16 protein-coding genes are annotated in these 18,895 nt (G+C 61.4%); 4 read left to right on the plus strand and 12 right to left on the minus strand.

Going from position 1 to position 18,895, the window contains the following annotated elements; translation table 11 throughout:
* Positions 1-282: 282 nt before the first annotated feature.
* The 7 genes from AC1ECN_RS28715 to AC1ECN_RS28745 all read right to left on the minus strand — a co-directional run bounded on the left by AC1ECN_RS28715 (position 283) and on the right by AC1ECN_RS28745 (position 9,169).
* On the minus strand, positions 283-1,416 hold the full coding sequence (locus AC1ECN_RS28715) for a Gfo/Idh/MocA family protein (protein ID WP_130664714.1): 1,134 nt from the start codon (positions 1,414-1,416) through the stop codon (positions 283-285).
* A 9-nt stretch (positions 1,417-1,425) separates the two neighbouring features.
* Positions 1,426-2,187, minus strand: coding sequence for a sugar phosphate isomerase/epimerase family protein (locus tag AC1ECN_RS28720; RefSeq protein WP_477954861.1), 762 nt, complete (start codon positions 2,185-2,187; stop codon positions 1,426-1,428).
* A 37-nt stretch (positions 2,188-2,224) separates the two neighbouring features.
* Positions 2,225-4,687, minus strand: coding sequence for a beta-mannosidase (locus tag AC1ECN_RS28725; protein WP_130661737.1), 2,463 nt, complete (start codon positions 4,685-4,687; stop codon positions 2,225-2,227).
* Positions 4,688-4,811: 124 nt separating this feature from the next.
* Positions 4,812-5,903 (minus strand): ABC transporter ATP-binding protein, encoded by a 1,092-nt coding sequence (locus tag AC1ECN_RS28730; RefSeq protein WP_018074626.1) that lies wholly within the window; start codon positions 5,901-5,903, stop codon positions 4,812-4,814.
* Between the two features lie 4 nt (positions 5,904-5,907).
* A complete protein-coding gene (locus tag AC1ECN_RS28735) occupies positions 5,908-6,852 on the minus strand; it encodes a carbohydrate ABC transporter permease (protein ID WP_024322072.1) in 945 nt (314 codons plus the stop codon).
* Positions 6,845-7,750 carry a carbohydrate ABC transporter permease gene (locus tag AC1ECN_RS28740; protein WP_017964644.1) on the minus strand — a complete coding sequence of 302 codons (906 nt, stop codon included), beginning with the start codon at positions 7,748-7,750 and terminating at the stop codon, positions 6,845-6,847. Before AC1ECN_RS28740 ends, AC1ECN_RS28735 begins: the two co-directional genes overlap by 8 nt.
* Positions 7,751-7,933: 183 nt before the next feature.
* The gene (locus tag AC1ECN_RS28745; protein ID WP_477954867.1) at positions 7,934-9,169 is read right to left on the minus strand and encodes an ABC transporter substrate-binding protein; all 1,236 of its coding nucleotides are present in this window, start codon (positions 9,167-9,169) and stop codon (positions 7,934-7,936) included.
* Between the two features lie 453 nt (positions 9,170-9,622).
* Here AC1ECN_RS28745 and AC1ECN_RS28750 point away from each other — a divergent pair, with 453 nt between their 5' ends.
* The gene (locus tag AC1ECN_RS28750) at positions 9,623-10,666 is read left to right on the plus strand and encodes a LacI family transcriptional regulator (protein WP_024322074.1); all 1,044 of its coding nucleotides are present in this window, start codon (positions 9,623-9,625) and stop codon (positions 10,664-10,666) included.
* 57 nt (positions 10,667-10,723) lie between these two features.
* Here AC1ECN_RS28750 and leuS read toward each other — a convergent pair whose 3' ends face one another.
* Positions 10,724-13,240: a leucine--tRNA ligase gene (gene leuS / locus AC1ECN_RS28755; protein ID WP_477954868.1), complete on the minus strand. Its 2,517-nt coding sequence runs from the start codon at positions 13,238-13,240 to the stop codon at positions 10,724-10,726.
* Between the two features lie 393 nt (positions 13,241-13,633).
* Positions 13,634-14,542, minus strand: coding sequence for a LysR family transcriptional regulator (locus AC1ECN_RS28760; RefSeq protein WP_130672687.1), 909 nt, complete (start codon positions 14,540-14,542; stop codon positions 13,634-13,636).
* A 173-nt stretch (positions 14,543-14,715) separates the two neighbouring features.
* On the opposite strand from AC1ECN_RS28760, the gene AC1ECN_RS28765 reads away from it, so the two are divergent.
* From AC1ECN_RS28765 to AC1ECN_RS28775, 3 genes are read left to right on the plus strand one after another with little or no spacing between them, the layout of a single operon-like run.
* Positions 14,716-15,330, plus strand: coding sequence for a C39 family peptidase (locus AC1ECN_RS28765; protein ID WP_075224913.1), 615 nt, complete (start codon positions 14,716-14,718; stop codon positions 15,328-15,330).
* A gap of 34 nt (positions 15,331-15,364) precedes the next feature.
* Complete coding sequence (locus AC1ECN_RS28770) at positions 15,365-16,441, plus strand: D-alanine--D-alanine ligase family protein (protein WP_130661738.1); 1,077 nt, start codon at positions 15,365-15,367, stop codon at positions 16,439-16,441.
* Positions 16,442-16,456: 15 nt separating this feature from the next.
* The gene (locus AC1ECN_RS28775; protein WP_024322079.1) at positions 16,457-17,002 is read left to right on the plus strand and encodes an AAA family ATPase; all 546 of its coding nucleotides are present in this window, start codon (positions 16,457-16,459) and stop codon (positions 17,000-17,002) included.
* Positions 17,003-17,046: 44 nt separating this feature from the next.
* Here the strand turns inward: AC1ECN_RS28775 and AC1ECN_RS28780 are convergent, their stop codons facing one another.
* The 3 genes from AC1ECN_RS28780 to AC1ECN_RS28790 form a co-directional block, all read right to left on the minus strand.
* A complete protein-coding gene (locus AC1ECN_RS28780; RefSeq protein WP_018074618.1) occupies positions 17,047-17,664 on the minus strand; it encodes a class I SAM-dependent methyltransferase in 618 nt (205 codons plus the stop codon).
* A 165-nt stretch (positions 17,665-17,829) separates the two neighbouring features.
* On the minus strand, positions 17,830-18,339 hold the full coding sequence (locus tag AC1ECN_RS28785) for a GNAT family N-acetyltransferase (protein ID WP_130655713.1): 510 nt from the start codon (positions 18,337-18,339) through the stop codon (positions 17,830-17,832).
* 56 nt (positions 18,340-18,395) lie between these two features.
* Entirely contained in the window at positions 18,396-18,890 is a 495-nt protein-coding gene (locus tag AC1ECN_RS28790; protein ID WP_130655714.1) for a GNAT family N-acetyltransferase, read from the minus strand.
* Positions 18,891-18,895 lie beyond the last annotated feature (5 nt).

Below are 18,895 nucleotides of genomic sequence, written 5' to 3' on the forward strand. Positions count from 1 at the left end.
GACATTATCGGCCCAAGAGATTGCCGACACCTGCCCCTCATCCGGCTGCCGCCACCTTCTCCCCGTAAACGGGGCGAAGGGACACGCCGCGCCGCCTTCCTCAACCTCAACCTCGACCTCGACGCTGCGTTTGGCGCGTCCCCTCTCCCCGCCTTTACGGGGAGAGGGTTAGGGTGAGGGGCAGCCATCGGCGCGAACCGCACAGCCGTGGGACAGGCCCGAGGTTGACGAAACTATTGTAACAAGCGCGCCGATACGGCAAGCCCAAGGCGTGCGTGCTCTCTACTTCAGAAGCGCCTGCGCTTCTTCGATGCCAAGCGCGGCCGGTTGCGTGCAGGTCGTGGTCAGGTCGATGAAACGACCCTCTTCGCCCGATTTCAGGATCGAGGTCATGACGTCGACGCCGTGCAGCGTGCGGTCGAGCGAGCAGCGCGCATCGCGGCCCTCGATCAGCGACATCGCCATGTCGGCAAGGCCGGCGGTGCGGTAGTTGGCGCGCGATCCGTTCGGGCTTTCCTGGTTGATCTTGCCGAATGGATGCTCCCAGGCGTCGAGCGGCTTGATGTCCTTGTCGCGGCCGCTTGCCTCGACGGTGCCGCCGAAGAAGTTCGGGTCCGGCACGTAGAGCGAGCCGTCGGTGCCGTAGAGCTCCATGTTGGCGTGGCGATGCGACCAGACGTCCCAACTCGCCGTCAGCGTCACCGTGGCGCCGTTGACGAATTCGAGCAGCGCCTGGATCGTCGTCGGCGTCTTGACCGGGATGATCTCGCCGTTACGCGGCTGGCTGGTGATGGTGCGGGTCGGCGACGCCATCGAGGTCATACCGCCGACACGTTTGACCGGGCCGATCAGGTTGATCAGGTTGGCGATGTAATAAGGGCCGAGATCGAGGATCGGGCCGCCGCCCGGAAGGAAGAAGAAATCCGGGTTGGGATGCCACATCTCCATGCCGGGGCTCATCACGTAGCAGGCGCCCGAGGTCACTCGGCCGATGCCGCCGTCGTCGATGAACTTGCGGGCGAGCTGATGGGCGCCGCCGAGGAAAGTGTCGGGCGCGCAGCCGACGGCAAGGTTCTTCTGCTTGGCGATGCGGCGAAGCTCCTCGCCCTCTTCAAGCGAAAGCACCAGCGGCTTTTCGGAATAGACGTGTTTTCCGGCCTCGAGGATCGCCTTCGATACCCGGAAATGCGCATCCGGGATCGTCAGGTTGACGACGACGTCGATCTCGTCATTGACGAGAAGCTCGTCGATCGTCTGCGCTTTGACGCCATATTCCTTGGCGCGCGCCTCGGCCGCCTGCGCGTTGATGTCGGCGCAGGCCAGCACCTTCAGCCCCCTGAAGAGCGGTGCCAGTGAGAAGTAAGTGGTGGAGATGTTGCCGCATCCGATGATGCCGACGCCAAGTTCCTTGGTCATGATGAAGCCTCAGTAGGTCTGGAAGGATGCGATCGAGCGGCTGATGTTGCGGTCGATGTCATTCGGGTTGTCGTGTTCGACGACGTAGTGCTTGGCCTTGGTGGCGCGCAACGCCGTCATCAGCCTGGCCCACTCGACCTTGCCGTGGCCGACATCGGCCCAGCCGCTCTCATCCGTCGCCTCGCCGGCCGGTGCGATGTCCTTGACATGCACAGCGGTGATGCGCGGTCCGAGCTTCTCGATCCAGGCGAAGGGATCGGCGCCGCCGCGGATCACCCAGGCGATATCGGCTTCCCAGGAAATGTCGGGCGCGCCTTCGAAGATGTGCTCGATCGGCCGCGAGCCGTCCTGCAGCTTGAAGAATTCGAAATCATGATTGTGCCAGCCGAATTCGTAGCCGGCAGCCTTGTAGGGCTTGCTGATCTCCTGCAGGCGCTTGCCGAAGGCGACCCAGCCGGCAGCATYGGACGGGCGTTCCTCGGCGGCAAGATGCGGCGCATAGATCGAATCCATGCCGAGGATCTTGGCAATGTTCAGCGACTTCTGAACTTCCTTCTCCAGGAAATCAGGGCTGAAATGGCCGCTCGCCATGACCAGGCCATTCTTGTCGAGCTCAGCGCGAAGGCTCTTCAGCCCGGCATCGTCGAGATCGGCATAGATGCCGCCGAAGCCCTCGACCTCGGCATAGCCTGATTTGCCGAGCTTTTCGAAGATCGCCGAATAAGGCTGGAAGTTGCGGGCACTATAGAGCTGGTAGCTGAGTTTCGTCATCATGTTCTCCTTGGGCCTCGTGCCCATTCTTGCAAGATCAATCCGCCGACTGGCAGGAATACAGGTCGTAGAACCGGAACTCCGGAAGCGCGCCACGATCAAGCGGCCGTGCCGGGGTAAAGGTGATGCGGCGGCTCTCGCCGGCCGCAAGATCGAAGGCGTTGTCGGAATATTTGCCGTCCGTCTCGGTCTCGATCATCACAAAAAGCGCAAGTCCTTTCGCGGTGACGTTGATGTCGACGGAGCCATTCTCCTCGACATATTCGTGGGTAACAGCAAGCCCCGCGGGCTCCAGCTCCAACGCCTTGTAGGTGCCGTTGACGTAATGCCCCTCGCCGCCCATGCCGTTCGAAGCGGTGAAGTGCCAGGCAAGCAGCGTTCCCTCGGGAATATCGGAGACGTCGATGCTCGTGGCAGTGACGGCCGCATCCGGCGAACAAACGGCTTGCACGTCCTTCAGGTGCCGGCGTTCGCCCTTTACCGTCAGGATCGAGACTGCAAGATCAACGCTGACATCGGCAAGCGTGTCGTTGACGAGCGAGAAACGGATCGTCTTTCCGTCGTCGGAAGGAATGGCGGCGACTGCGACCGGCTGGAAGAAGCGCTTGACGAGATAGTGCATCGCCTTCCAGCGGCCGCCATAATCGAGGCTCGACCAGGAGGCGACCGGCCAGGTGTCGTTGAGTTGCCAGTAGATCGTGCCCATGCAATGGGGTTTGAGTGACCGCCAGTATTCCACCGCTGTCTTGATCGCCAGCCCCTGCTGGATCTGGCTGAGATAGACGAAGTTCGGAAAATCCTTGGGGAAGCGGAAATAACGGAACATCGTGGCGGCGATGCGCTCGTTGCCGCCGGCATTCTTCTGGTGCAGTTCCATGACTGGGGAAGCGACGTTCATGTCCTTCGCCTCGGCATAGGTCTTGATGACGGGCAGCGAGGTATAGGACTGGAAGCCGAATTCCGAGCAGAAGCGTGGACGCACCGTGCGGTAATTGTCGAACGACTTGTTCTCGTGCCAGACCGACCAGTAATGCATGTCGCCGGACCCGTCCGCATGCCAGGCATCGCCGAAATCGAGATAGCCGGACGCCGGGCTCGACGGCCACCAGAGCGCGCCGGGCAGCGCCTTCTTCACGGCCTGCTCGATCGTGCGGTTGAGCCGATCATAGGAGACGAGATAGCGGTCGCGATCCTTCCTCGACTCCTCGAACCAGGTCAGCGCTCCGACCAGCTCATTGTCGCCGCACCAGAGCACGATCGAGGCATGCGAGGAGAGCCGGCGCACCTGGTAATCGACCTCGATCGTTACATTGTCGAGGAAGTCCTCGGTCGAGGGATAGAGGTTGCAGGCGAACATGAAGTCCTGCCAGACCATGAGGCCCAGCCGGTCGCAGAGATCGTAGAAATGATCCTGCTCGTAGAAGCCGCCGCCCCACACGCGGATCATGTTCATATTGGCGGCTTTGGCCGATTGCAGCAGATCCTCGGTCTTCTCAGGCGAAGACAGCGAAAACAGCGCGTCGGCCGGGATCCAGTTGGCGCCGCGGCAGAAAATCTCGCGGCCGTTGACCTTGAAGGCGAAGCGGCTGCCTGACGCATCCGGCGTGGTGATCAGCTCGACGGTGCGAAGGCCGATCTGCTTGGTCACTTCATCGGTCGGCAATTCGACGGAAAGCCTGTAGAGCGCCTGCTCGCCGCTGCCGGAGGGCCACCAGAGGCGTGGATTGTCGATATGGAAGAGGTGGTTGACATGGGTCTCGCCATTGACGCCGACATCCAGGCGCACGCGCTCGCCGTCGAGCTCAAAATAGACCTGGGCAATGTCTGACCCCTTGGAAAACAGCGTCGCCGTCACTTTGAGGTCGACCGAGCCGTCGTTATTGTGGGTCTGGCGGGTGACCACATGTTCGATGCGCGCGGTTTCGAGCTTCTTCAGCGCGATCGTCCCGTAAAGGCCGAGCGGGGCAATGGCGATGTTCCAGTCCCAGCCGAAATGGCATTGAGGCTTGCGCAGCATGTTGCCGTCGGGGATTGGCGAATTACCGGTACTGTAGGGAATGTAGAACGGCTGCTGCTTCTGTCGCGCAGCGCCGACGGCAATGTTGGAGGCAAAGACGATGCGGATACTGTTGTCGCCTGATTTCAGCATGCTGGAGACATCAGGCCGGTAGCGGCGGAAGCTGTTATCGGCTTCGAGCGCCAGGAAGCCGTTGACGTGGACGCTGGCGACCGTGTCGAGATAGTCGATATCGAGATACCAGTCGCCCTCGACCTCCTGAAGCGTGAAGCTGCGCTCGACCGCCCATTCGCGCTCGGCGACCCACTGCACCTTTTCCTCGTTGCGGCCGAAATAGGGATCGGGGACCAATCCTGCCCGGTGCAGACCCGTGTGCACGTCGCCCGGCAGCATGATCGCGGTGCGGATCTCGCCGTCGACGGAGGCGAGCTGCCACGAACCGGAAAGGTCGATGTTGAAACCGTTCTTCGGCAAGGATGTCATAGTCATATCCTGATCGGACCGCTCCTGGGAATCGCCGGACAAGCCGGACCGCGGCCGAATTTGGCTGGCCTGATGGCCGATTGGAAATAGGGCGGCGCCATTTCGGCCCCGCCCGCAGAACCTTCTAGAGACGCAGCTCGCTTTCGGCGTCGAAGACCGAGGCGACCGTCATGTCGAAGCTGAGCTTCACCTTGGCTCCGACGTTGAAGCGGCGTGCGCCGTTGACACGTACCGACATCGTGTGACCGGCATGTTTCAGCCACAGCAGATTGTCCGCACCCATCGGCTCCTCGATATCGACGGTGGCGTCATGTTCTTCGCCGCCGGTATTCTCGTTGACCTTGATGTGTTCTGGACGAACGCCGAGCACCACCTTGCGGCCGGGCTGCAGCGTCTCGCTGGCGTCGTAGGCAGCGAGCGAGAAAATGACGCCGTTGGCCGAAAAGGCAATGCCGTCGCCTGATTTGACCAGCTCGCCGTGCAGGAAATTCATCGACGGCGAACCGATGAAGCCGGCGACGAACAGATTGCGCGGCCTGTTGTAGATCGTCGTCGGATCGTCGAGCTGCTGGATGATGCCGCTCTTCATGATGGCGATGCGGTCGGCAAGCGTCAGCGCCTCGATCTGGTCGTGGGTGACGTAGATCATCGTGTTCTTCAGCGACTGGTGCAGGCGCTTGATCTCGACACGCAGCTCCGAGCGCAGCTTGGCGTCGAGATTGGATAGCGGCTCGTCGAACAGGAAGACGTCGACATCGCGCACCAGTGCCCGGCCGATCGCCACGCGCTGGCGCTGGCCGCCGGAAAGCTCGGCCGGCTTGCGCTTCAGGAGCGGCTGAATCTGCAGGATTTCGGAGGCACGCGCCACGCGTTTGTCGATCTCTGCCTGCGGCACCTTGGCAACACGAAGACCGAAGGACAGGTTTTTCTCGACGGTCATCTGCGGATAGAGCGCATAGGACTGGAACACCATGCCGATGCCGCGGTCCTTAGGCTCTTCCCAGGTAACGTTCTTGCCCTTGATGAAGATCTGCCCTTCCGAGGCGTCGAGCAGGCCGGCGATGCAATTCAGCAAGGTCGACTTGCCGCAGCCGGACGAGCCGAGCAGAACGAGGAATTCACCGTCGTTGATGTCGAGATTGAGATCCTTCAGCACGCTGACCGCGCCGAAATTCAGGGATAGATCCTTGATAGAGACGCTTGCATTCATATTCATGAGATCAACCCTTCACTGCGCCGGCGGCGATGCCGCGGACGAAAAGCCGTCCCGACACGAAGTAGACGATGAGCGGCACGAGACCCGTCAGGATCGTTGCCGCCATGTTGACGTTGTATTCCTTCACGCCCTGGACGGAATTGACGATGTTGTTGAGCTGCACGGTCATCGGATAGGTATCCGGCCGGGTGAAGACCACGCCGAACAGGAAGTCGTTCCAGATGCCGGTCACCTGCAGGATCATCGCGACCACGAAGATCGGCAGCGACATCGGCAGCATGATCCGCAGGAAGATCTGCCAGAAGCCCGCCCCGTCGACACGCGCCGCCTTGAACAGTTCCTCCGGCAGCGACACGAAATAATTGCGGAAGAGCAGCGTCAGGATCGGCATGCCGAAGATCGAATGCACGATGACGAGGCCGGTCAGCGTGCCATAGATGCCGATTTCGCGCAGGATGATGACGATCGGATAGATCATCACCTGATAGGGAATGAATGCGCCGATGATGAGGATCGAGAAGAAAAGCTCAGAGCCCCTGAAGCGCCAGTTTGCCAGCGCGTAGCCGTTCACCGAGGCTATCGCGATCGAGATGATGACCGATGGCACCGTGATGCGCACCGAATTCCAGAAACCCCGCGACAGGCCATCGCAGTTGAGCCCGGTACAGGCCTGCGCCCAGGCTTTCACCCAGGGTTCGAAGGTGATCTCCACCGGCGGCGAAAAGATGTTGCCGAGCCGGATTTCCGGCATGCCCTTCAGCGAAGTCACCACCATCACATAGAGCGGCAGCAGATAGTAAAGCGCTGCGACGATCAGCGTGCCGTAGAGCATGATGTTGCGCGCCGACAGTGCCGGGCGTGGCCGGGGGCCGCTGGGGCCTTCGGCGAGTTTAGCCCCGACGGCGTCGATGCCGGCAGCGGTGGTGTTGAGAGTTCCTACTTCAGCCACGCTTGCGCCCTCCGCCGAATTCCAGATAGGCCCACGGAACGATGATGATCGCGACTGTGACGAGCATCATGGTCGAGGCAGCAAAGCCCTGCCCCAGGTTCTGCGCCTGGAACATGTAGTCGTAGACATATTTCGCCGGCACTTCCGACGAGATGCCCGGTCCGCCCGATGTCTGCGCGACCACGAGGTCGTAGACCTTGACGATGCCGGAGGCGATGATGACGATCGTCGTGATAAAGACCGGCCGCATCATCGGAATGACGATGAAGAGATAGGTCCTCCACATCGGAATGCCGTCCACACGCGCAGCTTTCCAGATGTCCTCGTCGATCCCACGCAGGCCGGCAAGCATCAGGCACATGACGAGACCCGTTCCCTGCCACAGCGCCGCGATCAGAATGCCGTAGATGACGATTTCAGGCGTATAGAGCGGATTGAAGGTGAAGCTCGTCCACCCGATCGAGCGCACCACCGCCTGAATGCCGAAATCGGGATTCAGAACCCATTGCCAGACGAGGCCTGTCACGATGAAGGACAGCGCGAAAGGATAGAGAAAGATGGTGCGGAAGGTGTTTTCGAAGCGGATTTTCTGGTCCATCAGCGCCGCGAGCATGAAACCGATGACCAGGCTGAAGATCAGCGAGAGGATGCCGTAGACAGCCAGATTCTCGATCGCCGTCACCCAGCGTGGTGCCGCCCAGAGGCGCTGGTACTGATCGAAGCCGACAAAGCTCAACCGCGGAAGGAGCTTGGAATTGGTGAAAGAATAAAAGACCGTCCAAAACGTGCCGCCGACAAAGATCACCAGCGCTGTCAGGATCATCGGGATAGACGCAATCTTGGCATTCAGATTGCGCAGTAACTTGTTTGGCCGGCCTGCTCGCGCTTGACCCGTCATAAACACTTCTCCTCAATCGCAACTGCGACAACTAACAGAACGGCAAGGCGCCGCCTGTCGTCTCCACCTCTGAAACCTGCTGAAGATACCAGAGAGACGCCGCCGCCCGCCGGACCATCACCGACCGTCCGGAACGATCCGGCCCCGATGGGAGCCGGACCGCAAGGGCAGCAAATCTGCTGATCAGTCAGCAGAAGCGATGATCCCGGCGAAACGCTTCTGAGCGTCTTCCGGCGTCATCGACGGATTGGCGAAGAATTCGGAGAAAAGGTCTTCCTTCTGCTTCTGGCTGTCGGCCGAAAGCAGCTGGTCGGTGCCTTGGATCACGTTGCCCTTGGCCAGGATGTCGAGACCCTTCTTCATGCAGTCGTTGGCGGCAGCGAGATCGACGTCGCCGCGAACCGGCAGCGAACCCTTCTTCAGGTTAAAGGCAACCTGGGTCTTGGGATCGAGCAGGGTCTTGGCAAGCACCGCCTGCGCCTTGGACTTTTCTTCGTCCTTCAGCAGCGGGAAGTAGAAGGCGTCGCCGCCGGTCGAGATGATCTCGTTCACGCCGAGGCCCGGCAGGCAGGTATAGTCGGTACCGGCCTTCTGACCGGCGAGCGCGAACWCACCCTGTGCCCAGTCGCCCATGATCTGGCCGCCGGCCTTGCCTGTGATGACAAGGTTGGTGGCCTGGTTCCAATCCTGAACGTTGCTGCCTTTGGCCATGCGCCGAGCATCGTCGGCCGCCTTGAACACCTTGGCGATTTCGGGACCGGCGGCAACTTCCGCATCCTTGTCCTTGAAGACCTTGTTGAAGGTATCCTTGCCGGCGACCGCGACCATCAGCACGTCGAAAGCGCCTGTCGCCTGCCACGGCTGACCGCCGACGGCGAGCGGAATGATGCCGGCCTTTTCGAGAGCCGGAGCCGCAGCGACGAACTCATCCCAGTTCTTCGGAACTTCGACCCCGGCCTTCTTGAAGGCGGCGTTCGAAAGCCACAGCCACTGCCAGGAGTGGATGTTGACGGGAGCGCAGTAGATCTTACCATCGATGGTGCAGGAATCGAGCAGGCTCGACGGACGAATGATATCCTTCCAGTGCTCGGCGGTCGCCACATCGGTCAGGTCGCGCATCAGGCCGGCCTGAACGAGTTCCTCGGCCTGGCGGCCATGGTTGAACTGAGTGGCGCCCATCGGATCGCCGCCGGTGATGCGGCTGATCATGATCGGACGGGCAGTGCCGCCGGAACCGGCGATAGCACCGTCTACCCAGTGGTTGCCGGTGGCGTCGAATGCCTTTGCCAACTCGGCGACGGCAGCGGATTCGCCGCCCGAAGTCCACCAGTGCGTGACTTCGAGATCGGTGGCGTTGGCGCCGCCGAACGGAAGCGCGACCGAGGCGGCAAGCACGGCCGCCAATATACGGATTTTCATGAGTTCTCCTCCCTCACTGAAACGTTGCCGGAAAAACTTAGATCAATCGATTTCTCCACGCAACTGTCCGCAGGCAAATTTTTCCGCGATAACGAGAATTGCTACTTTTGGCTGTTTCCATCAGAGGCGCCGCATCCCCTGAAGCGATATTCAGTCGGCCGTTCTCGCACATGCGTTTTCAATTTATCTATTTGAATTTACATAATAATTTTACATGATAAATTTAGCAGAGCGATTTAGCCTCTTCGCAAACGCAAAAAAACAGAGCACGAATTGCCGATTCAACCTATGCGTATGATGCTGCAATGCACACAACAAAAAGCACTCGACATTTCTACTGTATCGTTACAGATTGCATTCTTCAGGGAGGTGCGATTTTGGCATGCGGCGGGCTTACGACGCTGGAAAAAGCCTCTATAAGCGACACCAATTCGCGCAGGACGGCCTAAAGGGATGGAAAACAAGGGAAATTTCGGGAACGCGGCATCGACGCCGGCAGCGCGCGAGCGCCCGACGTTGAAGACGATCGCCTTCATGACCGGCCTTGGCGTGACGACGGTGTCGCGCGCGCTGAAGGATGCGCCGGATATTGGGGCGGAAACCAAGGAGCGGGTGCGCATGGTCGCCCGCCAGCTCGGCTACCAGCCGAACAGGGCAGGTGTGCGCCTGCGCACCGGCAAGACCAACGTCATCGCCCTCGTTCTCAGCATCGACGAGGAGATCATGGGCTTCTCGAGCCAGATGGTCTTCGGCATTTCCGAGGTGCTATCCGGCACGCCCTATCATATCGTCATCACGCCGCATTCCCACAGCAAGGACCCGATGCTGCCGGTTCGCTATATCCTCGATACCGGTTCGGCCGACGGCGTCATCATCTCCCGCATCGAGCCGGACGATCCGCGCGTGCGGCTGCTGAGCGAGCGCGGCATGCCCTTTGCCACGCATGGGCGCACCGATGCGGGCTTGACGCACCCCTTCCACGATTTCGACAACGAGGCCTTCGCGCATCAAGCGGTGGAAAGGCTCGTCAAGCGCGGCCGGCGCCGCATCGCCCTGCTGCAGCCGCCGAGCAAGCTCACCTACTACGCCCATATCCGCATCGGCTTCCAGACCGGCCTGCATGATTACGGCGCCGAGGAAGTGCCGCTACGCGTCAACACCGACGCACCGCTCGCCGACATCCGCGACATCGTCGAGGTGATGATGCGCTCGGGCAACGCCCCCGACGGCATCGTCTGTTCGGCCGGCAGTGCTGCAATCGCCGTCAATGCCGGCATCGAGGCCGCCGGCAAGGCGCTCGGCCGCGATCTCGACATGGTTTCCAAGCAATCGGTGCCCATCCTGAACTGGATCCGCCCCGAGATCATCACCGCGCAGGAAGACGTGCGCCAAGCCGGCCGCGAAATGGCAAAAGCCGTCATCGCACGCATCGACGGCGTCGAACCGGAACTGCTGCAGAGCGTAAGCCAGCCGACCTGGCCGGAGAGCGGCAGGTAGGCGGTCGGTTGAGGGAACGGAACGTCGGGCTCAAATCCGACGATCCGCTTTGGATCATCACAGGTCTTCGACGACGAAATTCACCAGTCGCCCCGGGACCAGAACTTCCTTGACCACCGTTTTGCCGTCGAGCAAGGCCATGACAGCGGGTTCGGATCGCGCCGCCGCAAGCAGCGCCTCGCCGAGGTCGGCGGCGGCTTCGAAGCGGTGGCGAACCTTGCCGTTGATCTGCACGACATATTCGCGGGTCTCCATCTCGATCATTGCAGGATCGAAGGTGGGCCAGGAAACCCATGTCAGTGTTTCCCCGTGACCAAGCTTGCTCCATAACTCCTCCGCGATGTGAGGCGCAAAGGGTGCGAGCAACAGCACGAATGTCTCCACCACTTCGCGCGGACGCTCTGCTTCCACCGTCAGTGCGTTAGCCAGTTCCATCAGCCGGGAAACCGCGGTATTGAACCGAATTGCTTCGATATCCGCCGTCACGGTCTTCACCGTCTGGTGGCGCAAGCGAAGAAGCTGCGGGCCGGGGGCCGCCTCCAGCACCACTGGAGACAATCCGTCGCTCTCGTCGCAGACAATACGCCAAGCACGCTCCAGAAACCGACGCACGCCGATCACGCCAGCGGTCTGCCAGGGTTTTGCCGCGTCCAGAGGTCCCATGAACATCTCGTACAGGCGCAAGGCGTCGGCCCCGAACTGATGGAYGACATCGTCGGGATTAACAACGTTCAGCTGCGACTTCGACATCTTCTCGACGGCGCGCTGCACTTCGACCGACCCAGCGAACCATCTACCCTCCTCTCCGACAACGGAAGACGGCGCGTAATACCGGCCCGCCGCATCGCGGTAGGAATGAGCAAGGATCATGCCTTGGTTGAACAGCCGCTGGAACGGCTCATCCGTCGAAACGACGCCGATGTCGTAGAGCACCTTATGCCAGAAGCGGGCATAGAGCAGATGCAGGACCGCGTGCTCGGCGCCGCCGACATAGAGATCGACCGGCATCCAATAGCGCTCGGCCTCGCGCCCGACGGGTTCGCTGGTGTTCTCCGGATCGAGGAACCTGAGATAATACCAGCAGGACCCCGCCCATTGCGGCATCGTGTTGGTCTCCCGCCGTGCCGGAATGTCGGTGCCCGGCACGATCGTTTCGACCCAGGCCTGCGCACGGGCAAGCGGCGGTTCGCCATCCGGCGTCGGAGCGTAGTCGTCCAGTTCAGGCGGCAGCAGCGGCAGGCATTCCTCAGGCAGCGGCATCACCGAGCCATCAGCCAGATGCAGCACCGGGATCGGCTCACCCCAGTAGCGCTGGCGGGAAAACAGCCAGTCGCGCAGGCGGTACATGACCTTCGGCCAGCCCGCGCCGTTCGCCTGCAGCCAGGCGATGATGGCGGATCTCGCCTCCGGCGAGCCCAGGCCATCCAGGAAGCCGGAGTTGACCATCGCCCCCTCGCCCTCATAAGCCGCCTTTTCGATATCGTCCTCGCTGTCGATCACGCGAATGATCGGCAGCTCGTGCGCATGGGCAAAAGCGTAGTCGCGCGCGTCATGAGCCGGCACCGCCATCAGGGCGCCGGTGCCGTAGCCAGCCAGCACGTAATCGGCCACCCAAACCGGCAGCCGGGCTCCGTTGGCAGGGTTGATCGCATAAGCGCCGGTGAAGATGCCCGTCTTCTCGCGCCCGGCATCGGCCCGTACAGTCTCTTCCAATCCTTCGGCCTCGGCAATATAGGCGGCCACCGCCTTGCGCATTTCCGGCTCGACGATGGCGGCAACTGCAGGATGCTCCGGCGCGAGCAGGATATAGCTTGCTCCGAACAGGGTCTCTGGGCGCGTCGTGAAGACGGTGATGACCTCTTTGCCGTGCTCGAGCGGAAACCGGATTTCGGCGCCCTCGGAACGTCCGATCCAGTTGCGCTGCATGGTTTTCAGGTTTTCGGGCCAGTCGAGGCCGTCCAGTCCCTGTAGCAGCCGATCGGCATAGGCCGTGATGCGCAGCATCCACTGGCGCATCCTGCGGCGAATGACGGGATCGCCGGTCTCGACATAGCGCCCGTCCTTGACCTCCTCGTCGGCAAGCACCGCGTTCTGGGCCGGGCACCAGTTGACCGCAACCTCCGCCTGATAGGCGAGGCCCTTCTCGAACAGCTTCAGGAAGATCCACTGCGTCCAGCGCACATAGGCGGGGTCGGTCGTGGCGAACTCGCGGCTCCAGTCATAGGAGAAACCCAACCTCTGCACCTGCCCGCGAAACGTCTCGATATTGCGCTTCGTCGTGATGTCGGGATGCACACCAGTCCGCATCGCGTGGCGCTCCGCCGGCAGGCCGAAACTGTCCCATCCCATCGGATGCAAGACATTGAAGCCGCGCATGCGTTTGTAGCGGCACGTGATATCAGTGGCCGTATAGCCGAGAGGATGGCCGACATGCAGGCCCRCACCGGAAGGATATGGGAACATGTCGAGTGCGTAGAATTTCGGTCTGGCCGGATCGATTTCCGCTCGGAAGATATGGTGGTCGGCCCAATAAGCCTGCCACTTCGGTTCGATCTTTGTGGGATCATAAGGCATGAATTACTCCTGGCGCCGGCCGGCTTTGCGGCGGCGTGTCCTGAAAAATGGAGGCGTTCTGTGGTTCAGGAGCAGCTACGGCTGCCGGTGCTCCGGTGACGTCCGGCAGCCGCGGCTAAGTCGAAACGCGCGCGGAGTTGCGGCGCAGGACGTCTGCGCGACGCTCCGGACGAAAAAAGCGCGATGTGGCTTTGGAAACGATCTGGTGTCCATGGACTGTGGCTCGAGGCAAATAAGGAGAAAGAAAACGACAGTGTTAACTCGGCTCCGATCAGGAGGCCGTGGTGGTAAGTCGTGCGTCGCGTGCGCGAGCGTCTGCTGCTTGAGTTGCCATAACCATGAACCAAGAGTGCCCGATATGATCGCTTCTGCCAAGAGTGCATTCGCGCGAAATCAGGATCTGTTCAAATCCCGCGGCGCGCTCTTTACCAGTTGTTCGAGCACCGCCGCGACCTTCGGGTTACGCACCTCGCCGCGCCGGGTAATCGCGTAGATGCTCCGGTAGGTGGATGACGCCAGCGGCTTGACGGTCAGGCCTTCGCCAAAATCTCGAAGCGCCAGTCCGGGCATCACCGAAATCGAGCAACCGGCTTCGACAAGTGCGAACACCACTTCGAAGCTGTCGCTGAAGCCGTTGATGACAGGCTCGAAACCGATGTCGCGGCAGGCCTGGCGGATGGCCATGGAATAGGCGCTAGAGGCGACGTCGAGCGCCCAATGTTCATCCCTCAGCTGTGCGAGTTCGATGATGGGCTCGCTCTCCAGCCTGTGGCCAGCGGGCAGAAGCACGAAGAGCTGGTCGCGGCAGAGGAACAGCGTGTCGGCCGTGCCCTCCAGCGTATACGGATTGAACGATATGTCGTCGGCAATGACGATATCGGCCTGCCAGGCCCGGAGTGCCGCCACGCCTTCGGCAGGTCCCATCGTCGTCATGACGATGTTGAGATGCGGATGGTGGATCGCGAGCTCGCGCATCGCGGCCGGAATGAAGGAGGACGCCGCGGACCGTTGGGTGGCGATCCTCAGGTCACCGGCGACGATATTCTGCAGCTCGGCAATATCGGTCTTGGCTTCCTCGACAATGCTGAATATCCGATCGGCATGCACAACGAGCCGTTGGCCGGCCGGTGTCAGCGTCACCCCTCGCCCGCGTCGCTCGACGAGCGCAATGCCGATTTCGTCCTCCAACTGGGCGATTTGCTGAGAAACCGCCGACGACGAAATGCCGATAGCATCGGCCACCGCCGCCATTGTCTCGCGGCGCGAAAGCTCGCGAAGCGTCCGTAATCTGAAAAAATCCAAACTTGGCTCCCTCGGCTGATCAATCGGCCATAATTTCTAATCTATATCCTTATTTTAATTAAGTAGACCTACGGAAAAACGCCCCCTACCGTCGGATCGTCAGCGTGCATCGGTTCGAAAAAAGCCAAGATTGCCCGCCATCTCAAGAGACGAGTCACGGGGATATCGACAGGATGCAGCAGAGCGGCGTGCCCTATTTCAGCCAATGGGAATCACCGGGCATGACGCTGCCGGTGCTTGCCGAGGGATCGCAGGCCTTGCTCAGCGATCCGCTCTGGCGCCATTCTGGGGCCGCAACAATCGAGGAATATGCACGCTGGGCGGTCAATGTCTGCGGCATGGCCTGCCTGAAGATGATCCTTGCCGCCCGCGGTGAAATCCACCCGACCCTCGAGCTTGCCCGCGCCTGCACCGCCTATGGCGGTTATGTCGTCAACGAGATCGATGCATCGATCAAAGGGCTGATTTACGCGCCCTTCGTCCGCTTCGCCGCCGAGCGTTTCGGACTTAGCGCGGAGACGATGACCGGCGTCAAGACGCCAGCTATTCCCGACCTTCTGTCGAAGCGCCGGTTCTTCATCGCCTCGGTGAACTCGGGCATCCGCTGGCCGGAGCGCGAGCCGCTCTCGAAAGGCGGACACCTGGTGCTGGTGACGTCAGCCTCGCAGGAGACGATTCGCTTTCACAACCCGTCCGGTCATGACGAAGCGAGCCAGGCCGATGTGACACTGCCGCTCGCCATCTTCGACCGTTTCTTCGCCAATCGCGGCATATCGGTCGACGCCTGACCCTTTTCAACACCAGATCGTTTCGGAGGCTTTCATGACCCCATCCCCAAACAGGCTGCGCATTGCCGTGCTTTTCGGCGGCCGCTCGGCCGAGCATGAAGTTTCCGTGCTCTCGGCAACCAATGTCATGGGCGCGCTCAAGCCCGAAAAATACGACGCCGTTCCTGTTTTCATCACCCGCGAGGGACGGTGGCTGCTGAGCAGCTTCGAGGACGGCATGCTGGCGACGCCTTCATCAGGCACGGAAATCTGCCTCGTGCCGGGCGGACGGGGCCGGATACTGGCAATTCCGGCCCATGGCGCGCCGCATGACCTACCAAAGGTCGACATCCTGTTTCCTGTCCTCCACGGCCAGCATGGCGAGGACGGATCAGTGCAAGGCGCGGCGGAGGTGGCCCGCGTTCCACTCGCCGGTTGCGGCATCCTCGGCTCCGCCGCAGCGCTCGACAAGGACATCGCCAAGCGCCTGCTGAGGGCAGCGGGCCTGCCAGTGGCGCGTGCGGTGACGATCCATGAGGGTGCCGTCCCTTCGCTGGCAGCCTTGGAAGGCGAGCTCGGCCTGCCGCTCTTCATCAAGCCGGCGCGCCAGGGATCGTCGGTAGGCGTTGCCAAGGTCCATGCCAGCCAGGAATTCGCGCCCGCCCTTACTGAGGCCTTCCGCCACGATCGCACGCTGCTCGCCGAGGAATTCGTGCGCGGCCGTGAGATCGAATTCAGCGTCTTGGAAGATACGGCAGGAGAACTCTTCGTCTCCCGGCCGGGCGAGATCGTGCCGGCCGAAAGTCACGGCTTCTATAGCTACGATGCCAAATATATCGACGAGAAAGGTGCGGCGCTGAAAGTGCCGGCCGAACTGCCGCAGGAGATCGAGACCGCCATGCGCGACGTGGCCGCAAAAGCCTTCAGAGCCGTCGGCTGCGATGGCATGGCCCGCATCGACTTCTTCCTGACGGATGACATGCGGTTCCTCGTCAATGAAATCAACACCATCCCCGGCTTCACCGATATCAGCATGTATTCCAAGGCGATGGCGGCAAGCGGCGTCACCTACGCCGAAATCATCGACCGCCTAGTGGACCACGGCCTGGCGCGCGCCCGACGGGCCGACTGAGACGGGAGCTTGATCATGAACAGGCTGGTCTTGATTTCGGGATGTTCCGGCGGCGGAAAATCGAAGCTTCTTGCGGAACTTGCCGCTCGCGGTCATGCCATCGTCGAAGAGCCCGGCCGACGGATCGTCAAACAGGAACTCGAAGGCGACGGCGCAGCCCTGCCCTGGGTCGACATGGCGGCCTTTGCCCGCCGCGCAATCGAGATGGCGATGGCTGACTACACGACGGCGCGTGAGCAGACCGGCTGGACGTTCTTCGATCGCGGGCTGATCGATGCGGCGGCAGCGCTGCAGCACCTGACTGGAGAACCGGTCCTGGAAAAATTGAGCGCCGCCCACCGCTATCACCCGAGGGTTTTTCTCACGCCGCCGTGGCCCGAAATCTACACGACCGACCCCGAGCGGCGCCATGGCTTCGACGAGGCGGTCGCCGAATATGATCGACTTGCCGCCGTCTATCCCACGCTCGGCTACGACATCGTCATGCTGCCGAAAATCGCGGTCACCGACCGGGCGGATTTCATCCTCGACTACCTCCTTCGGGAAACGAGGCAGCAGTAGACGAGATCGCCAGGGTGTCTCTCGGCCGCCTTCACAAAAAGGGCTCAGCGCCTGCGAAAAACGCACCACTGGAACGACTGCCGGCCACCGCCGGGTGTCGTGTGTTCCTCCCGCCAGTCACGCTGAAGCGCGAAGGTGGACGAGAATTCGGTCGTAAGCGCCACCGCGTCGTAACGCTGGACCGGCAAGCCGCTGCACCGTTCCGGCCCGTCCGGCGCGAAGGTCGCGATGATGACGACGCTGCCCGGCGCCGTGCCGGTTTCGAGTGCTCGACGATAGGCCAGCCGCTGCTCGGGTTCGGTGAGGAAGTGAAAAACGGCGCGGTCGTGCCACACATCGTAATGGCGGTCGGGCTGCCATGAAGTGACGTCGGCAACCACCCAGGCGATCCGGGCGGCTTCATCCCGCAGCCGCGCCTTGGCGACCTCGAGCGCCGGCGCGGCGATATCGAGGACGGTGAGGTCGGACCACCCGCGCTCGACAAGACGATCGACAAGGCTCGATGCGCCGCCGCCCACATCGATCAGCGAGGCCATGGCCGGCAGTTGCAGCTCGTCAAGCGCCCGCAAGGAAGGCTCGGGCGTCGGCTGATACCAGCTGACGCTGTCGGCAGATTTCGTGCGGTAGACCTCGTCCCAGTGTTCCCGCTTCTCGCCTGTCATCCGATATCCCCATCTCTTGCCGAGCCCGATATCCTACAGCGCCGAGCGTCTTTTCAGACGCGCAAAGGACGCTGTAGCGCTTTCAAGTATGTAGTAGCTGATCAACATGTAGGGACTGAGACGTCTGCAACCAATCGCAATGCGCCCAAGACCATGTTCCGCGTTTCAGGAAGCGAGGTGCCGGTAAACGAGATCGGCAGGATCCGTTCGGGGTGCTATGGGATCAAGACGCGCGCCCAGCCGTTCCGCAACGGCAGCAGATGCGACATTGCCGGGAGCGATATAGCTGACGAGCGACGGCAACTTGAGCGTCGCGAAGGCCCAGTTGCGTAGCCCGAACGCCGCTTCGGTCGCATAGCCTCTGCCCTCGTATCCCTCGTAGACGAACCAGCCCAGTTCCTTTTCCGGAAAAAGCGGCCCGTGATTGATCCCCACCTGGCCGACGCATTCGCCGGTTTCGCCAAGCTCGATCATCAGCGCTCCATGCCCGAAAAGCTGCCACAGGGCGACGTCGTGACAGAACATCCCCCATGCCGCACGCAGATCGAACGGGCCACCCATTCCGACGGATCGCGGCGACGCCATGATCTGCGCATAGGCAGCGAAATCGTCGATCTCTGGCATGCGGAGCCTAAGACGCTCGGTTCGAATGGTCATCGCGCCCGCTTCGGACATGTCGTTGCCTTCTCTGTCAAGTTGGGTTTGGAGTTTCGGCCGTTGAACGGAATATTCTAGCTTTCAAATGCCGGGGCGAATTGCAACGTCCCGCTTGGCGGAGATCCGCGAAAGACAATTCTCTGCACGAGCCGCGTATCGAGGTCGAGGTACGTCAATTGTCCGTCGCTGCTGAAACCGACACGGCTGTAGATCTCGGGATTGCCGATCAGGGCGCATCCGCTGGCGCCCATCCCCTTCAGCAGTTCCAGACCCCTTGTGATCAGCACCTTGCCGATCCCTTGCCGCTGTCTCTCCGGCTTGACCGATATCGGACCCAATCCGAACCAGCCTTCATGCATGCCGTTGATCGTCACCGGCGAAAACGCCACATGCCCGAGAATCTCGCCGCCCTGCTCGGCCACTAGCGATATCTTGAGATCGCCCGCCGCGCGAAGCCTTCGGACAATCTCCGCTTCCGTACCGTCGCTGTAGGGCATCGGCTTGAAGGCAGTCCAGGTCAGATCATGGATCGCATCGATATCATCAGGCGTTTCGTCTCGGATGAGCATCTCAT

Source organism: Rhizobium sp. 01N447_2 (assembly GCF_056399245.1).

Bases quoted from the DNA above. Each gene is read 5' to 3' on its own strand.
- AC1ECN_RS28715 (WP_130664714.1), bottom strand. From the start codon at position 1,416: ATGACCAAGGAACTTGGCGTCGGCATCATCGGATGCGGCAACATCTCC.
- AC1ECN_RS28725 (WP_130661737.1), bottom strand. From the start codon at position 4,687: ATGACATCCTTGCCGAAGAACGGTTTCAACATCGACCTTTCCGGTTCG.
- AC1ECN_RS28730 (WP_018074626.1), bottom strand. From the start codon at position 5,903: ATGAATATGAATGCAAGCGTCTCTATCAAGGATCTATCCCTGAATTTC.
- AC1ECN_RS28740 (WP_017964644.1), bottom strand. From the start codon at position 7,750: ATGACGGGTCAAGCGCGAGCAGGCCGGCCAAACAAGTTACTGCGCAAT.
- AC1ECN_RS28750 (WP_024322074.1), top strand. From the start codon at position 9,623: ATGGAAAACAAGGGAAATTTCGGGAACGCGGCATCGACGCCGGCAGCG.
- AC1ECN_RS28765 (WP_075224913.1), top strand. From the start codon at position 14,716: ATGCAGCAGAGCGGCGTGCCCTATTTCAGCCAATGGGAATCACCGGGC.
- AC1ECN_RS28770 (WP_130661738.1), top strand. From the start codon at position 15,365: ATGACCCCATCCCCAAACAGGCTGCGCATTGCCGTGCTTTTCGGCGGC.
- AC1ECN_RS28775 (WP_024322079.1), top strand. From the start codon at position 16,457: ATGAACAGGCTGGTCTTGATTTCGGGATGTTCCGGCGGCGGAAAATCG.
- AC1ECN_RS28780 (WP_018074618.1), bottom strand. From the start codon at position 17,664: ATGACAGGCGAGAAGCGGGAACACTGGGACGAGGTCTACCGCACGAAA.
- AC1ECN_RS28785 (WP_130655713.1), bottom strand. From the start codon at position 18,339: ATGTCCGAAGCGGGCGCGATGACCATTCGAACCGAGCGTCTTAGGCTC.
- AC1ECN_RS28790 (WP_130655714.1), bottom strand. From the start codon at position 18,890: ATGCTCATCCGAGACGAAACGCCTGATGATATCGATGCGATCCATGAT.